This window comes from Kitasatospora cineracea (assembly GCF_003751605.1).
GTDB classification, from domain to species: domain Bacteria; phylum Actinomycetota; class Actinomycetes; order Streptomycetales; family Streptomycetaceae; genus Kitasatospora; species Kitasatospora cineracea.
Genome location: NZ_RJVJ01000001.1, coordinates 2,975,902 through 2,995,829 on the forward strand (window position 1 = coordinate 2,975,902; position 19,928 = coordinate 2,995,829).

A 19,928-nucleotide genomic window follows, 5' to 3' on the forward strand; every position below is an offset into this window, starting at 1 on the left:
AGGCGAGCCGACGTGTTCACGGCGTTAGCATCTCCTGCCATGAGCGATTCGGAGCATGTCCTCAACTGGATGCAGGCCTGGTACGCCGATCAGTGCAACGAGGACTGGGAACACGAGTGGGGCGTGAAGATCGAGACGCTCGACAACCCCGGTTGGTCCGTCTCGATCGACTTGGAGGAGACGGACCTGGAGGACTGCGAGTACCCCCGACACGACATCAACCGCAGCCCGCACGACTGGGTGTGGGCGTGGACCTCCGACAAGATCTTTAACGCCAGGTGCGGCCCTGCCAACCTCGCCGAGGCCCTCACGCTGTTCCGCTCCTGGGCGACCGCGAACACTCCCTGAGTACTTGCGCTTAGCCCAAGCCCCAACCCGGTGAACGTATGCGGTCACAGCACTAGCTCGACGACACCTTGCGCCGCGCTACCTCCTCATCGAGCTGGCGACCGGTGCTGCCGACGCCGATCTCACTGCGCGACAGCGGGTGCCAGGGGCGGCACGCTGGTCAGTCGGCGAAGGCGTGCAGCTGCTGGCGGAAGAGCTCTTGCGCAGTCTCCTGGTCGGGGACGGCGGGGGTGAACCGGGTGATGTAGATGACGACGTTGCGGCGGGTGGTGATCAGGCTGGCGTAAGCCATGCCGTCCTCGTTGAGCTGGGCGTGGACAAGACCGGCAGCCTGATCGTCTGGGTCGTCGAAGAAGGTCGTGGAGGTGTCCTCAGTCCAGAGCTTGCGAAGACCCCGGTACATGCTCTGAGCCCCTTCCGCGGACTCGTACTCGACGAGCATCACCTCGACCTGGCTGCGGTCCGGGTTCTTCCAACCGTGGCAGGCGGCGACCACGAACCCGCGATTCTTGGCCTGGCGGGTGGCGGTTTCCGTCCACTCGGAGGTGTAGAGCGCGGCGATGAACTGGTCGAGGTTCAGCACCCCGGTGCGAGTCGTCAAGCGTACCGGGGGCTGCTTCCACCCCGTGGCCCCGGGCGGCACCGGCAGGGCCATCGCCAGCAGCTTCTCTCCCGCGTCCGCCGGCGCGACCGGGCTTTCCGCAACAGCGGGGGTCGATGAGGACGCCAGGGGCGACGGACTCATCTTCGCGGGCGTGGTGGCCGGGGAGGAAACGGCGGCTGTCGGAGTCGGGCGCGAGGAATCGGGTTGGCCGCACCCGGTCGCGAACGCAGTGGCCAGGGCCAGGGCAACTCCCCAGCGCAGTGTTCGGCATATCGACATGCGGCGATCATGGCCGTACCGCACATCGGCGGTCCAGCAAATAGCAGAGCGTGCAGCGCTGAGCCACAGGTGGAAGTCGCCGCCCTTCTCTGCGCACCTTGGATCTCAGGCCTTCTGCGGAGCCCGTCAGCCACCGTCTCGCCGGTTATGCGGCCGTGCTCGCTGATCTGGACGAGGGCGGCCTGGGCGACCCGGTGTGCCGACGGTCCAGTGCACTGGATTGATCCATCGCTCTGGTGTGACACGTGCCGTGCAGGTAGGTGTCACAGCTGTCACTCTGTCACTGCAAGTGCGTTGAGCTGGGAAAATGTCAGTGACAGTGCAGTGACGGCTTCAGCTGGGTGACCTGTCTGGGCTGAACCAGCACTGCACAAAGTAGCTATTTCGATCACAGTGTCCAGTGGTGGTTCAGCCTGTCTCGGCTCTCCTGCGCACCCTCTGAATGAGGCTTGGAGACAGGCCTCACGAGCAGTTCCCGGACCATGATCCGGACCAGTGACGGACCAATGGCGGTCCTGAAGTGTCCTGCGGATGCTTAATCGCAGGTCAGCGGCATGGAGTCCGATGTTTGTGAAGCGGTCTGTAAATCTGCTCGTTGCTGCACCGCCACGTGGGGCGGGTCGGCTGACATCAGAAGCTGACATCAACAGCAGCGGACGTCGGCAGCCAGCCGAGTCTGTGGACGCATAGAAGGTCTGCCCCACGTGCGCATCCGCCCCTGTCGGCTGAGCGCCCGGCCGAACCTACAAGGCGGATGTCGGCGGTTCGAAACCGTCTGCGCCCACCTCGCACAGCAGTAGGACAGCCAAAGGCCCAGGTCGGAGCAGGAACCCGACCCGGGCCGTTCGCTTTTTCCGGGCGGTGTCGCCCGGGGCGTTGCGGGGGCGGGTGCCGGGCCGGTTGCATGGCGGGATGGCGGAGGACGCGGGGGCCGGGCGGCCGGTGGTGTACCTGTTCGGGTCGGCGGCGGGGGTGGTGACCGGGATCGAGGGGGCGGTGCGGGCGGGCCTGCAGCGTGGGTGGGACGTGGCGCTCGGGTTGACTCCGACGGCGCGGGAGTGGCTGGCGGGGCGGGTGCCGGAGCTGGAGGGGCTGACCGGGCACCCGGTGAAGTCCGCGTACCGCCGGCCGGGGCAGCCGGACGTGCTGCCGCCCGCCGACGCGGTGCTGTTCGCGCCGGCCACCTTCCACTCGGTCAACAGCCTGGCGCTGGGCCTGACCTCCTCCTGGGTGGTCGGCTACGCGGCGGAGGCGGCGGGCAAGGGCGTCCCGGTGCTGCTGATGCCCTGCGTCAACGCGGCGCTGGCCGCCCACCCGCAGTTCCCGCGCAGCGTGGCGGCGCTGCGCGAGGCGGGCGTGCGGGTGCTGCTGGGGGAGGGCGGCTTCGTCCCGGACGAGCCCGGTGCGGCCGCCCCGTACCCGTGGGACGCGGCCCTGGACGCGGTGGCCTGGGCGCTGGGGGCGGCAGGAGTGGGGGACGGGGCGTGAGCGGGCGGGTTCCGGCGGGGGCGGAGGAGCGGGGGCCGGGGCGGGTCCACGGGTGGGGTCGGCTCGCCGCCGGGGGACCTGGTCGTGCTGTCGACGCCCGGTCCGGTGGAGGCCCCGGTGTGCTTCGCGCGGTCGGCGGAGGGGCAGTCGGCGGAGGGGCGGTCGGCGGGGCCGGGGTGACGCCGGGTCAGAGCAGCTTGCGCGGGGCGACGGCCGGGGCGGGGTCGCCGGGGTGGCGGTGGGGGTGGAGCAGGGCGGCCGCGGTGCGGAGCCTGGCGGCGGCGCGGGCGGGGAGGACCAGGGTGTAGAGGTGGCCCTCGCCGCGGGGGCCCTCCACCAGCCAGGAGGTCCAGGGGAGTTGGAGGGTGGCGGCGGGGCTGAAGGCGACCGGGCGGTGGCCGGCCAGCGGGAGGTCCTGGAGGCCGAGGCGGCACCAGCTGGAGACGGTGAGGGTGCGGCGGGCGGGGTCGAACCCGGCCGGGACGCAGTCGGCGACGCGGTCGCGGCCGATCTCGTCGAGGAAGCGCAGGTTGCTCCGGACGCCGAGGTGCTTGTCGGTGAACTCCTCGACGGCGGTGCGCAGTTCGGCGGCGTACCGGGCGGGGGCGGTGCCGGGGCGGTAGGGCAGCCGGATCTCGCCGAGCAGGTTGCCGAGGGTGCCGTCGGGCAGGCCGAGGACGCGGCGGAGGTTGACCGGCACGGTGAGGGTCTGCTCCTCGTCGCCCGCGCCGTCCACCTCGCGCAGCACGTGCAGCAGGTGGGCGCAGAGCGCGTCGTTCGCGGACAGGCGGCGGCCGGCCTCGGCGCTGTGGGCGGCGCGCAGCCGCTCGGTCTCGGCGGGGGAGAACCAGATCTGGACGGTGCGGTTGGCGAGGGCGGCCCCGGCGACGGCCCGGCGCAGTTCGGCGGCCTCGGCGGCGTCGGGCAGCCGCAGGCCGGGGGTGCCGCAGTCCTCGGCGGGCAGGTGGGCGTCGAGCTGGAGGTCGCGGTCGGGGGCGCGGTGGGCCTCGGGGAGGGCGGTGCCCTCGGTGCAGGCGGACCAGGTGCGCAGCAGCAGGGCGAAGGTCTGCATGTCGCCGACGGCGTGGTGCCAGGAGACGCCGAGCGCGCAGGTGCCGTCGGTGAGCCGGTTGAGCCGGACGGTGAGCAGCGGCAGCGGTTCCCGGCGGGCCTCGGTGGCGCGGACGTGGTCGACCAGGCCGCCGGCGGGCAGCACCATCCGGTCGAGCGCCTCGGTGAGGGTGTAGGGGGCGTCGGCGACGGTGAAGGGGACGCCGGAGTCGTCGGTGTCGATCCAGAGGCCGCCGTCGGCGCCGGTGCGCAGGCGGCCGGCGAACTCGGGCAGGTGGCCGAGGGCGCGGGCGAGGCCGTCGGCGAGGACGTCGGGGTCGAGCGGGCGGTCGTGGAAGAGCACCACCGAGACCGGCAGGTCGGCGAGCAGCAGGTCGCCGACGGAGCACCGGACGGGCCCGGGGCCGGGGCGGCCGGCCCGGACGGTGCGGACCTCGGTGTCGGACGTCAGCGTGCCGGTCATCCCGGTTCCCTCCCCTGATCCCTGAAATGACGGGGGAACGATAGGGGCCCGCGGGCGGGGACACCAGAGGTGTCCGAACGAACGGTTCCGGTCCGCACCGGTATGTGGTGTTTCTCATACTCATGCCCGAAAAGGCGTAAACGGGGTGAGCTGCGGTTTTCGTCCCCGGCCGAGCGGCGGTCCGGAAGGATGAAACGAAGGCCGATAGCGCCAAAAGATCATGAAATCAATGGAAATTCACCCTACCATCCGGGTGAAGCGAAGGTGATCGACCGGCTTCTGCCTCGGCCTGCTGCGGAAACAGTGGGGGTTACGGTTCCGGCATGGTTCAGCTCCACAACCGCCCGGGCGTCGACGAAGCCCCCGGTGCCCAAGCCCCGGGCGGCGTCCGCTCCAAGGGCCTCGACAGCAACTCGGTGGGCCTGCTCGGCAACGCGGTGATCGGCGTGTCCACCGTCGCCCCGGTGTACTGCCTGACCACCACCCTGGGCACCACGGTGGCCGCCGTCGGCCTGCAGATGCCGGCCCTGTTCCTGGCCGGCTTCCTGCCGATGATGCTGGTGGCCTTCGCCTACCGGGAGCTGAACAAGGCGATCCCGGACAGCGGCACCTCGTTCACCTGGACGGTCAAGGCGTTCGGCCCCAAGGTCGGCTGGATGTGCGGCTGGGGCCTGGTGATCGCCACCATCATCGTGCTGTCCAACCTGGCGGGCGTCGCCACCGAGTACCTGTACCTGCTGCTCGGCGAGATCACCCGCAGCGAATCGGTCGCGGCGCTGAACGGCAACCGGCTGGTCCACGTGGCCACCTGCCTGGCGCTGATCGCCGTCGCCACCATGATCAGCTACCGCGGCATGACCGCCACCAAGGGCGTCCAGTACGCGCTGGTCGGGCTGCAGTTGGCGGTCCTCGGCCTGTTCGGCGTGATGGCGGTCGCCAAGGCCGCCGGCCACGGCGCGGCCGGTTCGCTGCACTTCTCCTGGAGCTGGCTCGACCCGTTCCGGGCCAGCTCCTTCAGCTCCTTCGTGACGGGCCTGTCGCTGTCGCTGTTCATGTACTGGGGCTGGGACGCCTGCCTGAGCGCGAACGAGGAGACCGGCGGCAGCGAGAAGACCCCCGGCCGGGCCGCGATGCTGGCGATGGCGGTGCTGGTCGGCTCCTACCTGTTCACCGCCGTCGCGGTGCAGATGTACGCGGGCATCGGCAGCACCGGCACCGGCCTGGGCAACCCGGAGACCTCCTCCAACGTGCTGGCCGTGCTGGCCGGCCCGGTGATGGGCACCGGCCTGGGCGTGCTGCTGTTCGTCGCGGTGCTGGCCTCCGCCTCCGCCAGCCTGCAGACCACCTTCATCCCGGTCAGCCGCACCGTGCTGGCGATGAGCGTGTACGAGGCGCTGCCCGCCTCCTTCACCACCGTCAACGAGCGCTACCGGACCCCCGGCCGGGCGATCGTCACCGCGGGCGTCGGCACCGGCGCGTTCTACACTGTGATGACCCTGGTCAGCTCGCACGTGCTGGCCGACACCATCGCCGCGCTGACGCTGATGATCTGCTTCTACTACTCGCTGACCGCGTTCGCCTGCGCCTGGTACTTCCGCCGCGACCTGCGCGACTCCGTCCGCGACGCGCTGCTCAAGTGCGTCTTCCCGCTGATCGGCGGGCTCACCCTGGCCGCGATCTTCGCCAAGTCGCTGGTCGACATGGCCGACCCCGCCTACGGCAGCGGCAGTTCGGTGTTCGGCGTCGGCTCGGTGTTCGTGGTCGGGGCCGGGCTGCTGGCGCTGGGCCTGGTGGTGATGGCCGTGATGATGCGCCGCAGCCCGGCGTTCTTCCGCGGCGAGGTGCTCACCCGGGACACCCCCGCCCTGGTCGTCCCCGACTGAGCCGGGGAGCGCGCGAAGGGCCCCGAACCGCGCGGTTCGGGGCCCTTCGACGTGTCCGGGCAAACGGCTCAGTACGCGACGGTGAAGCGCTCGCCGAGGTGCTTCGGCTCCTCGACCTCGTCCAGCAGCGCCACCGCGTAGTCCTCGGTGGAGATCCGGCTCTCGCCGTCCGCGCCGATCAGCAGGTCCTCCAGGCCCGTGCGGTAGGCGCCGGTGCGCTCGCCGGGGGCGATGGTGCCGGCCGGGGAGAGGTTGGTCCAGCGCAGGTCGGTGACGGTGCGCAGGAAGTCCAGCGCGTCGCCGTGCGCGTGCATGATCTGCAGCAGGAACTCCGGCAGGCCGGGGGTGTCCCAGACCTGCTTGCCGTCGGGGGTGCGCAGCGAGCCCGCGCCGCCCACCGTGACCAGCCGCGGCGCGTCGGCGCCGAACGTGCGCAGCCCCGCCACCAGCGACTCGAAGGACGGCTTGATCAGCGCCTGGTGGCCCGGCCCGTCGCCGCCGCCGACCGCGCTGACCACCACGTCGGCGCCCTTGGCGCTGTCGGCCACCGAGGCCGGGTCCAGCACGTCGCCGGTCACGACGGTCAGCGCCGGGTGCTCGACCGGGAGCTTCGCGGGGTCGCGGACCACGGCGGTCACGGTGTGGCCGCGGCGCAGTGCCTCGTCCAGCACGCGGGAGCCGATGGTGCCGGTGGCGCCGTACAGGGTGATGGTGCTCATCGTGTGGTCTCCTCTGGTGGGTCCGCCGATTGGCGTTTTCCGTCGACACCACGACCGTACGGGCGGGGCGGGCAGGCGGGCCAGGTGACAGTCCGACAGGGACTGGTGAAAAACGGACAGCCGGGTCGGGCGGCCGCTCGGGGGCGCCACGCGGTTGTGCAACGTTTTGTTGAAACCTACCTTGACGGCCCTGGCGCGGCCGCCTTAGCTTGCTTTCGCATTCCAAAACTATTCTTCCGTATCGCGGAAGAAGCGTCGACGGCAGGAGTAGCCGATGCCCCGCATGACAGCCGCCCGCGCGGCCGTGGAGATCCTCAAGCTCGAAGGCGTCGAGGTGGCGTTCGGCGTGCCCGGCGCCGCGATCAACCCCTTCTACGCCGCGCTCAAGGCCTCCGGAGGCATCCGGCACACCCTGGCCCGGCACGTCGAGGGCGCCTCCCACATGGCCGAGGGCTACACCCGGGCGAAGGCGGGCAACATCGGTGTCTGCATCGGGACTTCGGGCCCGGCCGGCACCGACATGATCACCGGCCTGTACTCGGCCACCGCCGACTCGATCCCGATCCTGTGCATCACCGGCCAGGCCCCGGTCGCCCGGCTGCACAAGGAGGACTTCCAGGCCGTCGACATCGCCTCGATCGCCAAGCCGGTCACCAAGGCCGCCACCACCGTGCTGGAGGCCGCGCAGGTCCCCGGCGTGTTCCAGCAGGCGTTCCACCTGATGCGCTCCGGCCGGCCCGGCCCGGTGCTGATCGACCTGCCGATCGATGTCCAGCTGACCGAGATCGAGTTCGACCCCGAGGCGTACCAGCCGCTCCCGGTGCACAAGCCCGCCGCCAACCGGATCCAGGTCGAGAAGGCGATCGCCCTGCTCCAGGAGTCCGAGCGGCCGCTGATCGTGGCCGGCGGCGGCGTCATCAACGCCGACGCCGCCGAACTGCTGCTGGAGTTCGCCGAGTTGACCGGCGTCCCGGTCGTCCCGACGCTGATGGGCTGGGGCATCGTCCCGGACGACCACGAGCTGAACGCGGGCATGGTCGGCCTGCAGACCTCGCACCGCTACGGCAACGAGAACTTCCTCGCCTCCGACTTCGTGCTCGGCATCGGCAACCGCTGGGCCAACCGCCACACCGGCGGCCTGGACGTCTACACCGCGGGCCGGAAGTTCGTCCACATCGACGTCGAGCCCACCCAGATCGGCAAGATCTTCGCCCCGGACCTGGGCATCGCCTCGGACGCGAAGGCCGCGCTGGTGCTGCTGATCGAGGTGGCCCGCGAACTGGCCGCCGCCGGGCGGCTGAAGGACCGCCGGGAGTGGGCCGCCGGTACCCAGGCGCGCCGGGCCGAACTGCAGCGCAAGACCCACTTCGACGACGTGCCGCTCAAGCCGCAGCGGGTCTACGAGGAGATGAACCGCGCCTTCGGCCCGGAGACCCGGTACGTCACCACCATCGGCCTCTCGCAGATCGCCGGCGCGCAGCTGCTGCACGTCTACAAGCCCCGGCACTGGATCAACTGCGGCCAGGCCGGCCCGCTCGGCTGGACCATCCCGGCCGCGCTCGGCGTCGCCGCCGCCGACCCGGAGGGGCAGGTGGTCGCGCTCTCCGGCGACTACGACTTCCAGTTCATGATCGAGGAGCTGGCGGTCGGCGCCCAGCACCGGATCCCGTACGTGCACGTGCTGGTCAACAACGCCTACCTGGGGCTGATCCGGCAGGCGCAGCGCAACTTCGACATCGACTTCCAGGTCAAGCTGGAGTTCGAGAACATCAACGCCCCCGAGCTGGGCGTCTACGGCGTGGACCACGTCCGGGTGGTCGAGGGCCTGGGCTGCAAGGCGATCCGGGTCACCCGGCCCGAGGAGCTGCTGCCCGCGTTCGAGGAGGCGAAGAAGCTGGCGGCGGAGTTCCGCGTCCCGGTGGTGGTCGAGGCGATCCTGGAGCGGGTCACCAACATCTCGATGGCCGCCGCGGACATCGACAAGGTGATGGAGTGGGAGGAGCTGGCCACCGGCCCGGGCGACGCCCCGACCGCGATCCGCGCCCTCAACGCCTAGAACGCGGGTGCAGGGCCCTGCCGGTGAGCCAGAGCGCGAGCACGAGGACGCTCACCAGCAGGGCCGGGGCGGCGAGGTGGGTGATGGCCCAGGCGGTCACGGCGAGGGCGATCAGGGCGACGAGCAGCATGGCGACACCTTCCGGTTTCGGTGAACGAGTGTTCGCTGAGTGTCGGTCAGTACTCTAGCGGGGCTGGCCAAATTCGGCAAACGACTGTTTACTGAACGCCGTGACGAGCCGCCCCAGCCCCGCCCCGACCCCCGCCTCCGCCCCGGCCCCCGCTCCCGCCCCGGCCCCCGGCGCCCGGCAGGCGCAGAAGCGGGCCAGCCGCCGCGCCCTGCTGGACGCCGCCCTCGGGCTGCTGGCCGAGCAGAACCTGAGCGGCCTGGGGGTGCGCGAGGTGACCCGGGCCGCGGGCCTCTCGCCGGCCGGGTTCTACCGGCACTTCGCGGACCTCGCGGAGCTCGGCGTGGTGCTGGTGGAGGAGTCGCTGGCCAACCTGCACGGGATGATCCGGGCGGTGTTCGCGGGCAGCGGCGAGGCCGAGCGGCTGATCGACCGCTCGGTCGAGGTGATCGCCGCGCACGTGGCCGAGCACCCCGCGTACATCCGCTTCCTGGCCCGCGAGCGGCACGGCGGGGTGAAGCCGGTCCGGGATGCCGTGGCGGCCGAACTCGACCGCTTCGCCGAGGAGTTGGCGGCCCTGCTGGCCGTCCAGCCGGACACCGCCGACTGGTCGGCGCGGGACCGGCGGATGCTGGCCGAGCTGTACGTGGACCGGATGGTGTCCACCGCGCTGGCGCTGGTCGAGGCGGACGCGGCGGAGCGGGCGGCGATCGCCCGGACGGTGCGGACCCAGTTGCGGCTGATCAACCTGGGCAGCCGCCACTGGACGGCCGACTGACGGGGCGTCAGGGGCGGCCGCACTCTTGACACCGTGTCATGGGCGCGCCAATTTGGGGGAACCCCAGTGGTACCCCCACACCCTCGAGAGGCACCCCCATGAAGAAGCCGCTCACCGGTGCGCTCTGCGCGCTGACCCTCGCCGGGGCCACCGCCCTGGCGACCGCAGCCCCCGCGTCCGCCGCCACCGTGACCTTCGCCGGCACCGTCGCGCTCAGCAACTGCTCCGGCTCCCTGGTGCGGATGCCCACCTCGGTCGACACCGACCCCGGGCTGATCCTCACCAACGGCCACTGCCTGGAGACCGGCATGCCCGCCGCCGGGCAGGTGATCACCAACCGGTCGTCCACCCGCAGCTTCACCCTGCTCGGCTCCACCGGCAGCAGCCTCGGCACGGTGCGCGCCAACCGGGTCCTGTACTCGACGATGACCGACACCGACGTCACCCTCTACCGGCTGAGCACCAGCTACGCCACCATCAAGAGCCGCTACGGGATATCCCCGCTGACCATGTCCACCACCCACCCGGTGGCCGGCAGCGCGATCAAGGTGGTCTCCGGCTACTGGAAGAAGACGTACTCCTGCAACGTCGACGGCTTCGCCTACCGGCTCAAGGAGAGCAGCTGGACCTTCAAGGACTCGGTCCGCTACACCTCCGGCTGCGACATCATCGGCGGCACCTCCGGCTCCCCGGTGGTCGACGTGAACAGCGGCCAGGTCGTCGCCGTGAACAACACGATCAACGAGAGCGGCGAGAGCTGCACCCTCGACAACCCCTGCGAGGTCGACCAGAACGGCACCGTGACGGTCCACCAGGGCATCGGCTACGCCCAGGAGACGTACACCATCCCCAACTGCTTCGCCCCCGGCAACGTGCTCGACCTGACCCGGGCCGGCTGCGTGCTGCCCCGCCCCTGACCGCACTCCTCCCGTGACCGTGCAGCCGTCCGCGCATCCCCTCCGCGGACGGCTGCACGTACGCCCGGGCCCTTCCTGAAGCAGTGAATCAGTGCTTCAATCCTTGGTATGGCCTACCGACGCACCCCCGCCGTCCAGGCCCGGCTGGACGACCGCCGCGAGACCGTCCTGCGGGCCGCCGCCGCCCTGCTCGCCGAACGCGGCTACGCCGGCTGCTCGGTGTCCGCCGTCGCCGAGCGCGCCGGCATCGCCACCGGCAGCGTCTACCAGCACTTCACCGGCAAGACCGACCTCGCCGTCACCCTGTTCCGCACCGTCTGCGGACGCGAGATCACCGCCGTCACCGAGGCCGCCGAACGCGCCGCCGACCCGCTCGACGGCATCGCCGCCCTGGTCGCGACCTTCGCCGCCCGCGCCCTGCAGTCCCCCCGGCTCGCCTACGCGCTGCTCGCCGAACCCGCCGACCAGGACGTCGAAGCCGAACGCCTGGTCTTCCGCCGCGCCTTCCGCGACCTGATCGCCGGCCGGATCGACCGGGCCGCCGCCCTCGGTCAACTCCCCGCCCAGAACGCCGAACTGACCGCCGCCGCGATCGTCGGCGCGATCGGCGAGGCCCTGGTCGGACCGCTCACCGACGGCCGCCCGCCCGAGACCGTCCTGCCCGACCTCGTCACCTTCACCCTGCGCGCCCTCGGAGGCCACTGATGGCAACCACCCACGAGGTCACCAACCAGGTGCCCGACCCCTACGGCCACGACGTCGCCGCCGACCCCACCCTGCTGGCCGCCCTGCACCGGGCCGGCGCCGACTGGGCCGCCGACGAACTGCACGCCCTCGGCCGGCTGGCCGGCACCGAACAGGCCGCCGACTGGGCCCGGCTCGCCAACGACCACCCGCCCGTCCTGCGCACCCACGACCGCTACGGCCACCGCATCGACGAGGTCGAGTTCCACCCGTACTGGCACGAACTGATGCGCACCGCCGTCGAACACGGCCTGCACGCCGCCCCCTGGCGCGACGACCGCCCCGGCGCGCACACCGCCCGGGCCGCCAAGTTCTACGTCTGGGGCCAGGTCGAGGCCGGCCACACCTGCCCGGTCTCGATGACCTACGCCGCCGTCCCCGCCCTGCGCACCACCCCCGACCTCGCCGCCGCCTACGAACCGCTGCTCGCCGCCCGGGAGTACGACTTCGGCCTGCGCGAACCGCACGGCAAGCGCGGACTGATCGCCGGCATGTCGATGACCGAGAAGCAGGGCGGCTCCGACGTCCGGGCCAACACCACCCGCGCCGTCCCCACCGCCGACGGCACCTACCGCCTCACCGGCCACAAGTGGTTCACCTCCGCCCCCATGTCGGACGTCTTCCTCACCCTCGCCCAGGCCCCCGGCGGCCTCTCCTGCTTCCTGCTGCCCCGCGTCCTGCCCGACGGCACCCGCAACGCGCTGCGCCTGCAGCGCCTCAAGGACAAGCTCGGCAACAAGTCCAACGCCTCCGCGGAACTCGAGTACGAGGACGCGACGGGCTGGCTGGTCGGCGAGGAGGGCCGCGGCGTGCGGACCATCATCGAGATGGTCAACATGACCCGGCTCGACTGCACCACCGGCGCCGCCTCCGCGATGCGCCACGGCGCGCTGCGCGCCCTGCACCACGCCGGCCACCGGCGGGCCTTCGGCAAGGACCTGGTCGACCAGCCGCTGATGCGCAACGTCCTCGCCGACCTGGTCGTCGAGTCCGAGGCCGCCACCGCCGTCGCCATGCGGCTGGCCGAGGCCACCGACCGGGCCCTGGCCGGGGACGAGCAGGAGGCCCGGCTGCGCCGGCTCGGCCTGGCCGTCGCCAAGTACTGGGTCTGCAAGCGCGGCCCCGGCCACGCCGCCGAAGCGCTCGAGTGCCTCGGCGGCAACGGCTACGTCGAGGAGTCCGGCATGCCCCGGCTCTACCGGGAGGCCCCGCTGGTCTCCATCTGGGAGGGCTCCGGCAACGTCGCCGCGCTCGACGCGCTGCGGGCGATGGCCCGCCAACCGGAGAGCGTGGCCGCCCTGTTCGCCGAACTCGACACCGCGAGCGGCCTCGACGCCCACTACGACACCGCCCTCGCCGACCTCCGCAAGGACCTCGCCGACCCCGAGCACCTCGAGTACCGCACCCGCCACCTGGTCGAACGGCTCGCCCTCACCCTCCAGGCGTCCCTCCTGCTGCGCCACGGCCACCCCGCCGTCGCCGAAGCCTTCACCGCCACCCGCCTCGGCGGCCGCTCCGGCCTCGCCTACGGCACCCTGCCGACCGGCCTGGACACCGCCGCGATCCTCGGCCGGATCCCCGAACTGCCCTGACGGGCGGTCAGTGGTCCGGGCCGGGCAGCACCAGGCGGGCCGAGGCGCCGCCGTCCGGGTGGTTGGCCAGCTCCAGCCGGGCGCCGACCGCCTCGGCGTGGCCCTGGGCGATGGTGAGGCCCAGGCCGTGGCCGCCGCCGCGCTCGCGGGCCCCGGTGCGGAAGCGGCGGGGGCCCTCGCGGAGCACCTCCTCCGGGTAGCCGGGGCCGTGGTCGCGGACGGTGACGGCGGTGCCCTCGGCGCTGACCAGGACCGGCGGGCGGCCGTGCCGGTGGGCGTTGGCGAGCAGGTTGGCCAGCACCCGCTCGAAGCGGCGCGGGTCGGTGCTGACCACCGCGTCGGTGGCGATCCGCAGCTCGGCCCCGGTGCCGGCGGCGACCACCGCCCGGGACAGCAGCGGCCCCAGCGGCAGGTCGGCCGGCTCCGGCGGATCGGCCCCGGAGTCCAGCCGGGAGACCTCCAGCAGGTCCTCGGTCAGATCGCGCAGGGCGCGCACCCGGTTGCGGACCAGCTCGGTCGGCCGGCCCGGCGGCAGCAGCTCGGACGCGGTCAGCAGACCGGTCAGCGGGGTGCGCAGCTCGTGCGCCACGTCGGCGGTGAAGCGCTGCTCGCCCGCCAGCCGGCTGCGCAGCGCCGCGGACATCGAGTCGACCGCGGCGGCCAGCTCGGCCACCTCGTCGCGGGGCCGGCCCAGCGGCCCGATCCGGGCGTCCGGGTCGCCCCGGGCGATGGTGCGGGCGGTGCGGGCGGCGGTGCGCAGCCGGCTGCTGATCCGGTCGGCGGCCAGCACCCCGGCCAGCACGGTGACCAGGACGGACAGCGCGGCGCCGACCGCCACGGCGCGGTCCAGGTCGGCGATCGCCCGGGCGTCCCCGGCGTAGTCCATCCGCACCGACAGCACCCGCCCGTCGGCGCCCGCGGCCGCCCACATCGCGGGGCCGTTCGGGCCGGGGGCGAGCACCGAGCCCTGCCGGCCGCGCTCGGCGAGCCGGCGCAGGTCGGCGGGCAGCGCCGGGTCGTCGGCGGCGGCGTGCCAGCCCGCGACCAGGTCGCCGGTGGCGTCGTAGCCGGTGAGCACCGAGTCCAGGGCGGCCGTCGCGGACGTGCGGGCCTGGTCGGTGTGCTGGCGCACCGACGCCTGGTGGACCAGGACGCCCACCGCGAGCGCGACCAGGCAGGAGACCAGCGCGATCACGGCGGCGATCTGCCGCCGGAGCGTCACGGCGTCCGCCGCAGCTTGTAGCCGAAGCCCCGGACGGTCTCGATCCGGGCGGCGCCGATCTTCGCCCGCAGCCGCTGGACGTGCACGTCGACCACCCGGCTGTCGGCGCCCCAGGAGTAGTCCCAGACCCGCTCCAGCAGGGTCTGGCGCTCCATCACCACGCCCGGCGCGGCGGTGAACTCCAGCAGCAGCCGCAGCTCGGTCGGGGTGAGCGGCACCGGGCGCCCGGCCACCTTGACCTCCATCGCGCCGGTGTCCACCTCCAGGTCGTCGATCACCCGCACCGGGTGCGCCGGGCCCGGGACGGCGGCGGGGGAGGGCGGGTCCGGCTCGAAGGAGGTGCGCCGCAGCACGCTGCGGATCCGGGCCACCAGCACCGCGGTCTCGAACGGCTTGACCACGTAGTCGTCGGCGCCCGCCTCCAGGCCGGAGATCACGTCGATCGGCTCGGTGCGGGCCGACATCATCAGGATCGGCAGCCGGCTCTCCTCGCGGATCCGCCGGCACAGCCCGACCCCGTCCAGCAGCGGCAGCATCACGTCGAGCAGCAGCAGGTCCGGCGGGGCGGCGCGGAAGCGCTCCAGGCCCTCCAGGCCGTCGCCCGCGGTGTCCACGGGGAAGCCGTAGCGTTCCAGGGCGAGCTGGGTGGTCTCGCGGATCACCTCGTCGTCCTCGACCAGCAGGATGCGCGGGGCGCCGGGCACGGGAGTGGTCATCGGGTCCTCGTCGGAACGGGCCGGACGGCACCGCCGCCCGGGGCGGCCGGGGCCGGGGCGACGGTCGGCCCGGCGGCCGGGGGAGCGGTCGGGGTGGCACTGGGGACGGGCGTCGGCGCGATCAGCACCACCGACCCGCAGGTCTCGACCGGCGGGCAGCCGGAGACGTCCACGCCCGGGCCGAGCACCTTGACCCGCTGGTCGACCAGGACCAGCCGGTCCTCGCTCCAGCGGTAGGTGAGGCTGCTCTCGACGGACGGGGCGGTGGGCTCGCGGACGATCAGGTCGGTGCCGACCGTCTCGGCGCCGAAGCTCGGCAGCACCGCCACGGCCAGCACCGGCAGCACCCGGCGGGCGCGCAGGGCGTAGACGTGCAGCACGGCCCGCGGCGCGTCGGGGGCCGCGTCGAACAGCACGGCGGTCAGCAGCTCGGGGCTGCCGTCCCCGTCGAGGTCGCGGTACTGGGCGGGGCGGACCTCGCAGCCGGTGCACCCGTGCTCCAGGGCGGCCCGCTCCTCCGGGCCGAGGGCCGGGTCGGCGGCGAGCACCGTCCGGGCGTCGGTCCCGGCCAGGGTGTCGGCCGCCAGTCCGGGCAGCGGGACGGGCGCCTCCCGTCCGTCCCGCTGCCCGGGCTGGACGATCGGCACGGGGGACGGCAGGGACGGCCACAGCGGCTGCGGGCTCGGGTGCGAGCGGACCGGCCGGGCCGCCCCGGCGTCCTCCAGCGCGCCGGGCGACCGGCAGCCGGTGGCGGCGAGGAGCACCGGCAGGCCGAGCAGGACGCACCTGAGCAGGGCGGGGCGGAGGGGCCGGGTCCTCACGTCGCGGGGCGCCTTTCGGTCGGCGGGCGGGGGCGCAGCCAGTCTGCACCACCGGGAACGGCCGCCCGCCGCCCCGGTGGGACGGCGGGCGGCCCGCGGCCGGCGGCGGGTCAGGACCCGGCCGGCAGCGGGTCGGCGAAGACCACGATGTTGTCGGAGTAGTGGCCGTTGCCGCCGAGGGTGCCGCCGCAGGTGACCAGCCGCAGCTGCGGGCCCGCGGTGGCGCCGTACACCAGCTCGGTGGGGAACGCGTCCTTGGCGTACTGGTGCAGCTCGCGCACCCGGTAGGAGAACGTGCTGCCGTCCTGCCGCCGGACGTCGACCCGGTCGCCCGGGCGCAGCCCCGGCAGGCCGTGGAACACCGCCGGGCCCTTGCGGGTGTCGTAGTGCCCGAGCAGGACGGTCGGCCCGTCCCCGCCGGGCACCGGCCCGTTGCGGTACCAGCCGACCTGCCCGGGCCGGTCGAGCGGCGGCACCTCCACGGTGCCGTCCGGGTTGAGGCCGACCCCCTGCACCGGCGCGTCCACCCCGATCCGGGGCACCAGCAGGCGCACCGGCGGCGAGGACGGCGCCGGGGCCGGCGCCGGTGCGCCTGTGGTGCTCGGGGCGGTGACCGGCGCCGCCGCGGCGACCGGCCGGGCCGGGCCGCTCACGGCGATCCGCACCGGCGCGGGCGCGGAGCCGCGGGAGGCCGCCACCGTCACCCCGCCGGCCAGCAGCAGCCCGACCGCCAGGGCCGGCGCCCACCAGCGGCGCCGGACCCGGCGGTGCGCACTAGCCGCGGGCGGCGGCACGGCGTCGGACGACGAGCAGGCCGATCCCCGCCGCACCGGCCGCGGCCAGCCCGGCCCCGAGCACGAGCCCGGTCGCCGAACCGCCGTCGACCGCCCCTTCGCCGGTCTGCGCCCCGCCCTTGGGCAGGGCGGCGCTCCCGCCGCCCGTTCCGCCCCAGCGGACCCCGGGCGCCCCGGCCGGGGCGGGGGTGACCGCGGGGGTGACCGCGGGCGTGGGCGTGGCGGTGGCGGGCGCCGGGGCGGGGGTGGCCGAGGCGGCGGGGGCGACGGTGGGGGTGGGGACGGGGGCCGGGCTGCCGGCGTCGGCGAACGCGACGGCGCCCGGCAGGGCGAGCACCCCGGCGGCGACGGCCGGGACCAGGGCGAGCCGCAGCGCGCGGCGGACGGACGTGGTGCGTGACATCGGGAACCTCCCCTTGGGCGTCCCCCGCGGCCGGGTCGGCCGCGGATCGACGCCGCTCACGCTAGGAACCCCGCCCCTCGGCCGGCCGCCGGCTCCGTAACGGCCACCGCCCGGCTCTGTAACGGTCCGCCGCCGGGCGGGAGGGGACCGGTCGAGGGCCGCCGGAGCGCGGGCCTTCCGGCGGCGGGCGCCCGGATAAGCGCTGCTAGCGTGGCCGCAGTTCTGTCCCCGTGATGTGGTGAAGGGTTGCGCCCGCGATGGCCAAGTTCCTGCTGAGTCTGCACCTGCTGGCCGTGGCGCTGTGCATCGGTCCGGTGGCGGTCGCGGTGAGCATGTTCCCGCGCAGGGCGAAGGCCGCGCTGGCCGGGGGCCCGGAGCAGGCGGGGGCGCAGACCTCGGTGCGGCTGCTGCACCGGATCAGCAACGTGTACGCGCTGATCGGCCTCGCGGTGCCGGTGCTGGGCATCGGCACCGCGCAGGTGATGCACGTGCTGGGCAACGCCTGGCTGGTGACCTCGATCGTGCTGACCGCGATCGCCGCGGGCGTGCTGCTGCTGTTCGTGCTGCCCGGTCAGCAGGCGACCGTGGACGCGCTGGACGCGACCGAGGACAAGGACGCCGAAACGGCCCGCGCCGCAGGCAAGTTGAAGCTGCTGCCGATGACGGCGGGCGTGTTCAACCTGCTGTGGGCGGTCGTCCTGGTGCTGATGGTCATCCGGCCGGGGTCGTCGAACGGGGCGTGACCCCGCGGACCTCGATCGAGGCGAGCAACTGGGCGGTGGCCGCCGCGACGGCGGCCACCGCCGCGTCGAACGCCTCCCGGTTGTGCGCGGCGGGCGCCCGGAACCCGGAGATCTTCCGGACGTACTGGAGCGCCGCCGCGTGCACGTCCTCGGGGGTGGCGTCGGGCGTCATCGGCGGGCGGAGCGTCTTGATGCTTCGGCACATGCCTCCAGTCTGCCGCGCCGCACCGACACCCCGCCGACGGTTCAGGGCAGTTGCCGCAGCCGCACCCCGGCCCGCTTGACGGCCCGGGCCACGATCGCGGTCTCCACCCGCCGCACCCCGAGCGGCCCCAGCACCCCGGTCTGGAACCGGTACAGCGCCGCGTGGTCGGGGCAGAACACGGCGGCCATCAGGTTGCTCGGCCCGCTGGTGGCCAGCACGCCGTGCACCTGCGGGTGCCGGGCCAGCGCCTCCCCGGTCGCCGCCAGCCGCCCGGGCTCGACGTCCAGCCACAGGTTGGCGTCCACCGCGGCGCCCACCAGCCGCGGGTCCACGCTGACGTGGGTGCGCAGCAACCCGCCCGCGCCGAGCCGGTGCAGGCGGCGCCGGACGGTGGACTCCGGCACCTGCAGCGCGGCGGCCAGCGCCGCGTGCGAACGGCGGGCGTCGACGCCCAGCGCGTCCAGCAGCCGGTGGTCCAGCGCGTCCGGCGCGGGCGGCGGCCCGGCCGGGGCGGGCGGCGGGGCCAGCGCGGCCTCCTGACCGGCCGTCAGCGCCCCGCAGCGCCAGGCCGAGGCGTCCGCGAACAGGTGCAGCACGGCGTGCGCGGTGGACTCCAACACCGCGTCGGTGGCCGGCAGCCGCCCGTGCAGCAGCCGGTCCCGGGCGGACGCCTCGGCCAGCACCACCGCCGACACCTCCTGCCCGCCGAGCATCACGTCGACGAACGGCACCCCGTCCTGGGCGGCCAGCGCCAGCGCGATCGCCTCCACCCGCCCGCGCAGCACCCGCACCCGCAGCAGCAGCGCGCCGAGCGCGGCCTCCCGGGCGTCCGGCATCCGCACCACCCGGACCGCGCCCGTCCCCAGCAGCCGCCCCAGCCGCCGGGTCACCGTCCGCGCCGACACCCCCAGCACCTCGGCGATCCGCCCCGGCTCGGCCCGCCCGTCCACCTGCAGCGCGTGCACCAGCCGCCGGTCCAGCGCGTCCAGCACCGCGGCGGGATCCGCCGTACCCGTGTCCATGCTGTCCGATCCCCGCCGTTCCAGTGCCACCGACGTCCCGATGAGCCACCCCGACGGTACTCCTGGAGGCCCACCGCGACGAAGGAGAACCACCGTGCAGCACCTCCTGGACGCCACCGAGCGGGCCCTGCGCGAGGTCGGCGACCTGCTCGCCGCCCGGCAGCCCGCCGAACCCGTCGCCGCCACCACCCCCGCCGAGGCCCGCGCCGCGTTCGACGCCGTCGACCGCCCCGCCGCCCGGCTGCTGCGCGAGCGGCTCACCGCACTGCGCCCGCAGGCCGGATGGCTGGACGACGAGTGGGCCCGCGAGGTGCCCGGAACCGGCGAGTGGTGGCTGGCCGACGCCACCGACGGCGCCGTCCAGTACCTGGGCGCGCTGCCGCACTGGGCGGTCACCGCGACCCTGCTGCGCGACGGCGCCCCCGTCCTGGCGGTGGTGCACGCGCCGCGCACCGCCGCCACCTACACCGCGACGGCCGGCGGCGGCACCCGGCTGAACGGCCGCCGCTGCGCGCCCCGCCCGCGCACCCTGGCCACCGCCGTCGCCGCCACCTCCCAGCCCCCGCTGGTCGCCCGCGACCCGGCGGCCCTGCGCGCCGCCGGGGCCTCGCTGAGCGCCGTGCTGCCGCACGTCCCGGCCGTCCGCAACCTCGGCCCGACCGCCCTGCAGACCGCCCAGGTCGGCTCCGGCCACCTCACCCTGTTCTGGCAGTACGGCGCCGACCCGGCCAACCTGCTGCCCGGCGCGCTGCTCGCCGCCGAGGCCGGCGCCGTGGTCAGCGACGCGCAGGGCGCCCCGTGGACGCCCGCCGCCCCGTCCTTCGTCGCCGCCGCGCCCGGCGTGCACGCCGAACTCCTGGACGTGCTGCGCGCGGTGTGACGGGCGCTGCCGGCGGCACCGGTCAGGAGACGTTGTCGGCGGCAGCGGTCAGG

At 74.1% G+C, this 19,928-nt stretch carries 21 protein-coding genes and 1 tRNA gene; 11 read left to right on the top strand and 11 right to left on the bottom strand.

Annotated features, from left to right (window positions below; all coding sequences use genetic code 11):
* Window positions 1-39: 39 nt before the first annotated feature.
* On the top strand, window positions 40-348 hold the full coding sequence (locus tag EDD39_RS13595) for an immunity 53 family protein (protein ID WP_123555895.1): 309 nt from the start codon (window positions 40-42) through the stop codon (window positions 346-348).
* A gap of 160 nt (window positions 349-508) precedes the next feature.
* Here EDD39_RS13595 and EDD39_RS13600 read toward each other — a convergent pair whose 3' ends face one another.
* The gene (locus EDD39_RS13600; RefSeq protein WP_148089435.1) at window positions 509-1,093 is read right to left on the bottom strand and encodes a hypothetical protein; all 585 of its coding nucleotides are present in this window, start codon (window positions 1,091-1,093) and stop codon (window positions 509-511) included.
* Between the two features lie 842 nt (window positions 1,094-1,935).
* Between EDD39_RS13600 and EDD39_RS39530 the strand changes: the two genes are divergently transcribed.
* Window positions 1,936-2,015 (top strand) — tRNA-Cys (locus EDD39_RS39530).
* Between the two features lie 128 nt (window positions 2,016-2,143).
* Window positions 2,144-2,719, top strand: a complete 576-nt coding sequence (locus tag EDD39_RS13605; protein ID WP_123555899.1) for a flavoprotein — start codon at window positions 2,144-2,146, stop codon at window positions 2,717-2,719.
* Between the two features lie 187 nt (window positions 2,720-2,906).
* On the opposite strand, the gene EDD39_RS13610 is transcribed toward EDD39_RS13605, so the two are convergent.
* Window positions 2,907-4,253: an acyltransferase gene (locus EDD39_RS13610; RefSeq protein ID WP_123555901.1), complete on the bottom strand. Its 1,347-nt coding sequence runs from the start codon at window positions 4,251-4,253 to the stop codon at window positions 2,907-2,909.
* A gap of 323 nt (window positions 4,254-4,576) precedes the next feature.
* On the opposite strand from EDD39_RS13610, the gene EDD39_RS13615 reads away from it, so the two are divergent.
* On the top strand, window positions 4,577-6,136 hold the full coding sequence (locus tag EDD39_RS13615; protein WP_123555903.1) for an APC family permease: 1,560 nt from the start codon (window positions 4,577-4,579) through the stop codon (window positions 6,134-6,136).
* A 68-nt stretch (window positions 6,137-6,204) separates the two neighbouring features.
* Here the strand turns inward: EDD39_RS13615 and EDD39_RS13620 are convergent, their stop codons facing one another.
* Window positions 6,205-6,855 carry an NAD(P)-dependent oxidoreductase gene (locus tag EDD39_RS13620; protein WP_123555905.1) on the bottom strand — a complete coding sequence of 217 codons (651 nt, stop codon included), beginning with the start codon at window positions 6,853-6,855 and terminating at the stop codon, window positions 6,205-6,207.
* Window positions 6,856-7,129: 274 nt separating this feature from the next.
* Here EDD39_RS13620 and gcl point away from each other — a divergent pair, with 274 nt between their 5' ends.
* Window positions 7,130-8,911 (top strand): glyoxylate carboligase, encoded by a 1,782-nt coding sequence (gcl, locus tag EDD39_RS13625; RefSeq protein ID WP_030458534.1) that lies wholly within the window; start codon window positions 7,130-7,132, stop codon window positions 8,909-8,911.
* Here gcl and EDD39_RS39535 read toward each other — a convergent pair.
* A complete protein-coding gene (locus tag EDD39_RS39535; protein ID WP_162870011.1) occupies window positions 8,901-9,041 on the bottom strand; it encodes a hypothetical protein in 141 nt (46 codons plus the stop codon). The two genes, gcl and EDD39_RS39535, sit on opposite strands and share 11 nt — an antisense overlap.
* A 208-nt stretch (window positions 9,042-9,249) precedes the next feature.
* Between EDD39_RS39535 and EDD39_RS13630 the strand changes: the two genes are divergently transcribed.
* The 4 genes from EDD39_RS13630 to EDD39_RS13645 all read left to right on the top strand — a co-directional run bounded on the left by EDD39_RS13630 (window position 9,250) and on the right by EDD39_RS13645 (window position 13,069).
* Entirely contained in the window at window positions 9,250-9,816 is a 567-nt protein-coding gene (locus tag EDD39_RS13630; RefSeq protein ID WP_244257191.1) for a TetR family transcriptional regulator, read from the top strand.
* Window positions 9,817-9,914: 98 nt separating this feature from the next.
* Window positions 9,915-10,733: a S1 family peptidase gene (locus EDD39_RS13635; protein WP_123555909.1), complete on the top strand. Its 819-nt coding sequence runs from the start codon at window positions 9,915-9,917 to the stop codon at window positions 10,731-10,733.
* A gap of 108 nt (window positions 10,734-10,841) precedes the next feature.
* Window positions 10,842-11,438 carry a TetR/AcrR family transcriptional regulator gene (locus EDD39_RS13640; RefSeq protein ID WP_123555911.1) on the top strand — a complete coding sequence of 199 codons (597 nt, stop codon included), beginning with the start codon at window positions 10,842-10,844 and terminating at the stop codon, window positions 11,436-11,438.
* Window positions 11,438-13,069 carry an isovaleryl-CoA dehydrogenase gene (locus EDD39_RS13645; RefSeq protein ID WP_123555913.1) on the top strand — a complete coding sequence of 544 codons (1,632 nt, stop codon included), beginning with the start codon at window positions 11,438-11,440 and terminating at the stop codon, window positions 13,067-13,069. Before EDD39_RS13640 ends, EDD39_RS13645 begins: the two co-directional genes overlap by 1 nt.
* A gap of 7 nt (window positions 13,070-13,076) precedes the next feature.
* Here EDD39_RS13645 and EDD39_RS13650 read toward each other — a convergent pair whose 3' ends face one another.
* From EDD39_RS13650 to EDD39_RS13670, 5 genes are all read right to left on the bottom strand, one after another.
* On the bottom strand, window positions 13,077-14,291 hold the full coding sequence (locus tag EDD39_RS13650; protein ID WP_244256705.1) for a HAMP domain-containing sensor histidine kinase: 1,215 nt from the start codon (window positions 14,289-14,291) through the stop codon (window positions 13,077-13,079).
* Window positions 14,288-15,007, bottom strand: coding sequence for a two-component system response regulator CseB (gene cseB / locus EDD39_RS13655; protein ID WP_123555915.1), 720 nt, complete (start codon window positions 15,005-15,007; stop codon window positions 14,288-14,290). Before cseB ends, EDD39_RS13650 begins: the two co-directional genes overlap by 4 nt.
* Entirely contained in the window at window positions 15,004-15,828 is an 825-nt protein-coding gene (locus tag EDD39_RS13660; protein ID WP_123555917.1) for a hypothetical protein, read from the bottom strand. Before EDD39_RS13660 ends, cseB begins: the two co-directional genes overlap by 4 nt.
* A gap of 110 nt (window positions 15,829-15,938) precedes the next feature.
* A complete protein-coding gene (locus EDD39_RS13665; protein ID WP_244256706.1) occupies window positions 15,939-16,622 on the bottom strand; it encodes a class F sortase in 684 nt (227 codons plus the stop codon).
* Window positions 16,603-17,025 (bottom strand): hypothetical protein, encoded by a 423-nt coding sequence (locus tag EDD39_RS13670; protein ID WP_123555919.1) that lies wholly within the window; start codon window positions 17,023-17,025, stop codon window positions 16,603-16,605. The genes EDD39_RS13665 and EDD39_RS13670 overlap by 20 nt, the downstream gene beginning before the upstream one ends.
* A gap of 257 nt (window positions 17,026-17,282) precedes the next feature.
* Here EDD39_RS13670 and EDD39_RS13675 point away from each other — a divergent pair, with 257 nt between their 5' ends.
* A complete protein-coding gene (locus EDD39_RS13675; RefSeq protein ID WP_123555921.1) occupies window positions 17,283-17,768 on the top strand; it encodes a hypothetical protein in 486 nt (161 codons plus the stop codon).
* Here EDD39_RS13675 and EDD39_RS13680 read toward each other — a convergent pair.
* Together EDD39_RS13680 and EDD39_RS13685 are read right to left on the bottom strand one after the other, a co-directional pair.
* Window positions 17,737-17,973 carry a DUF2277 domain-containing protein gene (locus tag EDD39_RS13680; protein ID WP_030464297.1) on the bottom strand — a complete coding sequence of 79 codons (237 nt, stop codon included), beginning with the start codon at window positions 17,971-17,973 and terminating at the stop codon, window positions 17,737-17,739. The two genes, EDD39_RS13675 and EDD39_RS13680, sit on opposite strands and share 32 nt — an antisense overlap.
* Before the next feature lie 41 nt (window positions 17,974-18,014).
* Window positions 18,015-18,995: an Lrp/AsnC family transcriptional regulator gene (locus EDD39_RS13685; protein WP_123555923.1), complete on the bottom strand. Its 981-nt coding sequence runs from the start codon at window positions 18,993-18,995 to the stop codon at window positions 18,015-18,017.
* Between the two features lie 94 nt (window positions 18,996-19,089).
* Here EDD39_RS13685 and EDD39_RS13690 point away from each other — a divergent pair, with 94 nt between their 5' ends.
* Entirely contained in the window at window positions 19,090-19,875 is a 786-nt protein-coding gene (locus EDD39_RS13690) for an inositol monophosphatase family protein (RefSeq protein WP_123555925.1), read from the top strand.
* Window positions 19,876-19,928: the final 53 nt, after the last annotated feature.

Bases quoted from the DNA above. Each gene is read 5' to 3' on its own strand.
- EDD39_RS13595 (WP_123555895.1), top strand. From the start codon at position 40: ATGAGCGATTCGGAGCATGTCCTCAACTGGATGCAGGCCTGGTACGCC.
- EDD39_RS13600 (WP_148089435.1), bottom strand. From the start codon at position 1,093: ATGAGTCCGTCGCCCCTGGCGTCCTCATCGACCCCCGCTGTTGCGGAA.
- EDD39_RS13605 (WP_123555899.1), top strand. From the start codon at position 2,144: ATGGCGGAGGACGCGGGGGCCGGGCGGCCGGTGGTGTACCTGTTCGGG.
- EDD39_RS13610 (WP_123555901.1), bottom strand. From the start codon at position 4,253: ATGACCGGCACGCTGACGTCCGACACCGAGGTCCGCACCGTCCGGGCC.
- EDD39_RS13615 (WP_123555903.1), top strand. From the start codon at position 4,577: ATGGTTCAGCTCCACAACCGCCCGGGCGTCGACGAAGCCCCCGGTGCC.
- EDD39_RS13620 (WP_123555905.1), bottom strand. From the start codon at position 6,855: ATGAGCACCATCACCCTGTACGGCGCCACCGGCACCATCGGCTCCCGC.
- gcl (WP_030458534.1), top strand. From the start codon at position 7,130: ATGCCCCGCATGACAGCCGCCCGCGCGGCCGTGGAGATCCTCAAGCTC.
- EDD39_RS39535 (WP_162870011.1), bottom strand. From the start codon at position 9,041: ATGCTGCTCGTCGCCCTGATCGCCCTCGCCGTGACCGCCTGGGCCATC.
- EDD39_RS13635 (WP_123555909.1), top strand. From the start codon at position 9,915: ATGAAGAAGCCGCTCACCGGTGCGCTCTGCGCGCTGACCCTCGCCGGG.
- EDD39_RS13640 (WP_123555911.1), top strand. From the start codon at position 10,842: ATGGCCTACCGACGCACCCCCGCCGTCCAGGCCCGGCTGGACGACCGC.
- EDD39_RS13645 (WP_123555913.1), top strand. From the start codon at position 11,438: ATGGCAACCACCCACGAGGTCACCAACCAGGTGCCCGACCCCTACGGC.
- cseB (WP_123555915.1), bottom strand. From the start codon at position 15,007: ATGACCACTCCCGTGCCCGGCGCCCCGCGCATCCTGCTGGTCGAGGAC.
- EDD39_RS13670 (WP_123555919.1), bottom strand. From the start codon at position 17,025: ATGTCACGCACCACGTCCGTCCGCCGCGCGCTGCGGCTCGCCCTGGTC.
- EDD39_RS13675 (WP_123555921.1), top strand. From the start codon at position 17,283: ATGGCCAAGTTCCTGCTGAGTCTGCACCTGCTGGCCGTGGCGCTGTGC.
- EDD39_RS13680 (WP_030464297.1), bottom strand. From the start codon at position 17,973: ATGTGCCGAAGCATCAAGACGCTCCGCCCGCCGATGACGCCCGACGCC.
- EDD39_RS13685 (WP_123555923.1), bottom strand. From the start codon at position 18,995: ATGGACACGGGTACGGCGGATCCCGCCGCGGTGCTGGACGCGCTGGAC.